We start from the raw sequence: 3518 nt of genomic DNA, 5'->3' as shown, positions 1-3518 counted from the left end.
TGCTTTGAAAACAGGGTTCTGACATTTTCAATGAAATCATCAACCGCTGATGGCGAAGAATCACTTGGCAAACCAAGGTTCTTCATCATCTCGTTCCATTGCGTTCTCCAGGATTCGAGTGATTCGCTTGCTGATTGAAGTGTTTCATTCAAGGATTCAACATCGGCTTCCCGATCCTTGACCTCTTTTTCAAGTGAATCGCGTTTGTGTTTGTCGCTATCAAGCCGTGCGGCTACGGCTTCGCACTCCATGAGCAGGGTTTCCAGCTCCACTGATGTGGTGCTTTCTCTTCCCAGCTTATGCAGCTGTTCTTCAAGTCGTTGGATGTGTCTGGTACGGTTCTGCTCGAGCTCACTCGATTTCTGGCGCTGTAGATTGAGTTGCTCCACTTGCTCACGTAGTTTTTCAAATCCATCCAGCCAAGCCCGCATCTCTCTTGGGGTACGCGGAACAATTTGACAAGGTGCCCACAAAGCCTGCCATTCAGTATCGAGCTGCTCTTTTTCTGCATTCGCTATTTCGAGCGCTTCGGTAATCCTCACGACTTGGCTTTGCCCACTCTGCTGTGCAGCCTGCAGACTGGCCAATGCATGCACCCGATCGGCTTCACGGCGCAGGCGATCAGCGAGTTCATCGCTACCCGTCAGCCGCTTTTCAAAAACATCCGGTAATGTGCCTTCATCTTGGTAGTCACTCGCCTCGACGGTTACATCCTCACCATCGACCCAATGGCGACGCAGCAAGCGCCAGATTTCATCGCGTTGGCCCCGGGCATTCATAAGATCCAATTCAGTAGGCACTGTCCCGATACGATCGATTTCATCGAGATGCTGCAAGGTATCCTGTATTGCGTCGATGATTTCCTGTTTTTTCTCTTCCAGCCGTTGGAATTGTGTCCCAAGATGATCATACGCTTCTTCAAATCGATGGATACTTTCCCGGCTGGGCAATGCCAATCCAATCACTTCTTCCAGTTTGCCTTCCCAAAGCGTGACTCGTGATAGGTCAGCCTGGCACGCTGTCTGAAGATTGGCGAGCTGGCTTTGGATGGACAGGATCGAGGCAGCTAACTCCCCTTCTTTCCTGGCAGCCACGATCGCCCGTTGCAATGCATCCGTTGAGCCTGGTTCCGGAATCTCACCGCGTTCCTTGCAGGCTTTCTTCAAACGATTTTTTGTTTCCCGCAAGCTGGAGTGGGCTTGTTCTAATTGGGCATTGAGTACAGCCTGTTCACCACCCAGCTCAACAATGACCTGCCGCCTTGCCAAAACAGAGCGTAATGCCTCGATATCCCTCAGTTCAAGATCGGGACGAATCTCTTTGAGAATGGATTTGATATCGGTCAGTTGCTGTTGGCGTTCGGCTTCAAGATGAGGGCGGTCCTGCTGGGCCTTTCGATAGCTACCTAGGCGTGTATGGAGATCTTCGATACTCTCTGCCTGATCCAATAGCTCATGATTGATCGATAATGCTTCAAGTTGCTGCTGTAATCCTTCAAGACGCGGGACAGCCTTACCGAGAATGGCCTGAGCCCTATCCAACGCATTCATGGCTTTTTGGCGGCGAGCTGTAAAATCTTCTGGCAGGAGTGTTACCTCACCCATCGCTTTCATCTCCTGAAGAAGCTCACGGCGTCGGGCCAGTTTCGGTAAAACACGTTGAATACGTTGTAAACGATTCACTTCACGCCTGTCGATGGCCAGATCAGATCGGATTTTCTCCAGTGCCTTCGTGGTACGCCCCAAAGCACGGCGATGCTCATCCCATTCTCTGGATGAAAGCGAATGTTCCCTGATCTCCTTTTTGAGTTCAGCATAGGACTTCAATGCTGAATTGATATTCTGTGTTGAGCCCCTGGGGAGAAAAAGGGCGTCAGCTTCCTCGTCGAACGCTGCAAGTACAGCGTGCAGGGCCTGGCTCCCGAGTGCTGCGGAGAAAAGCGCCTGCCCTACTTCTCCTTTCTGTTCTAGAATCTCCTGCCCGCCCTGCACCAACGCCTGATGATCAATCCCAAAAAGCGTCTCAAAAAGCGCTGGTGTCACGCCTTGGAGAAAAGGCGCCAGCACCTGTTTATCAAGTGTCTCACCCTCAGGACTCAATAAGGTATTTTTCCGGCCTTTACGACGGACAAATGCGAATTCATGGCCATCAGTTGTGCATAAATGCCCACCAATGCGCAGATCCTTGTTTGCATGAAGGAAATTGTCCTGCGTACGTTCGTCAATGCCATACAGCAGCGCTTTAAGTCCCCTCAGTGCCGAGCTTTTCCCGGCCTCATTGGGACCATAGACAATATGCAGGCCAGCCTCATCAAAAGACAACTTTTTGTCGGTAAAGGGGCCAAATGCCGCAAGACCCAATTCCTTTATTTTCATCTTTTTCCTATCCCGACTTTATGCGCCATGCTCAGTGGACAACAAGCGATTGACGAGCAGTTCCTTGATATCCTCCAGTGCTTCTTTGAGTGCATCAGGTTGGGTTGGATCATAAGGATCTTCGCCACCTAATAGTTCAGCAGGAAGTTTCCGGCGAAATGCGGATAGCTCCTCGGCAAGTTCAGCCAAACTTGAAGCATCCACTTCCAAGTCGCGGATGCCATGCAGGAGGCCACTTAATGCATCGTTGCGTTCCAGCATTTCATCTACTGAAACAGAAGGTTTTGTCTTGAATGAAACCTTCTCCAACCAGATCCCCGCACCACCAAGTGCTGTTGCCAGCGCCCGGTATTCCTGGGTCCAGCGTTCACGGTCGGCATGCAATGTCGAATGTAACGGGCATGCACCTTTCACAATCAGGCGGACAGCGACTGGCCGTCCTCCCGCTTCATCCAATTCCGACTGCAGCCCCTCACTCACCTGCTCAAAGAGTTCGTCCATCGTTTCGCTGGCAGATACATCAATCTCACAGCGAGCCCAGCGCATCACATCTAGATCACGATGTTCCACCGATGCAATCTCTCCACTTTCAACCCTGACTAAGGTACAGCCCTTTGGTCCTACCTCACGGATATGTCGTCCCTGGATATTTCCCGGGAATACAATCCATGGATCCTGACTCACCTCCTCACGTTTATGGATATGTCCCAGTGCCCAGTATTGGTACCCTTTGGAGCGAAGCCCATCAACCGAGCAAGGCGCATAGGGCTCATGCCCGGGTTTACCATCCAGACAAGTGTGCAACAGACCGATGTTAAAGAGTTGGGGATCTCCTTGAGGATAGGCTTGTGAGAGGTCGTCAGTGACGGCCCGCGTAGCAAAACCCTGACCAATAATGGCTACATTCAGGTCTTCCAGGACAACCGTCTCAGGATGTTTGGTGGAAAATAGCGTGACATTGTCCGGCAAGCGAAGATGCTTGGTGATTTGGCTGGCGGCATCATGGTTGCCTGCCACGATGAACACGCGGATACCGGCATCACATAGCCTTGCCATGTGCTGCATGAAATAGAGCCCCGTGTTGTAATCCTTCCAGTCACCGTCATACAGATCGCCCGCCAGCAAGATAAAAGCGACCTCTTC

Annotated in this window: 2 protein-coding genes; both read right to left on the bottom strand. The window is 51.3% G+C overall.

The genetic code is table 11. The features are described 5' to 3' along the window. The coding region (locus ACOCD2_RS14440) for an AAA family ATPase (protein WP_419625748.1) at positions 1-2375 on the bottom strand (2375 nt) is incomplete at its 3' end. 18 nt (positions 2376-2393) lie between these two features. Beyond that, positions 2394-3518: metallophosphoesterase family protein (locus tag ACOCD2_RS14435; RefSeq protein ID WP_419590136.1), on the bottom strand; the 1125-nt coding region annotated here is incomplete at its 5' end.

It is taken from the genome of Thiolapillus sp., from assembly GCF_048562965.1.
GTDB lineage: Bacteria > Pseudomonadota > Gammaproteobacteria > Chromatiales > Chromatiaceae > Thiolapillus > Thiolapillus brandeum_A.
The sequence above is the reverse complement of the archived record's forward strand: the minus strand, read 5'-3'. Positions and strand labels throughout refer to the sequence as shown.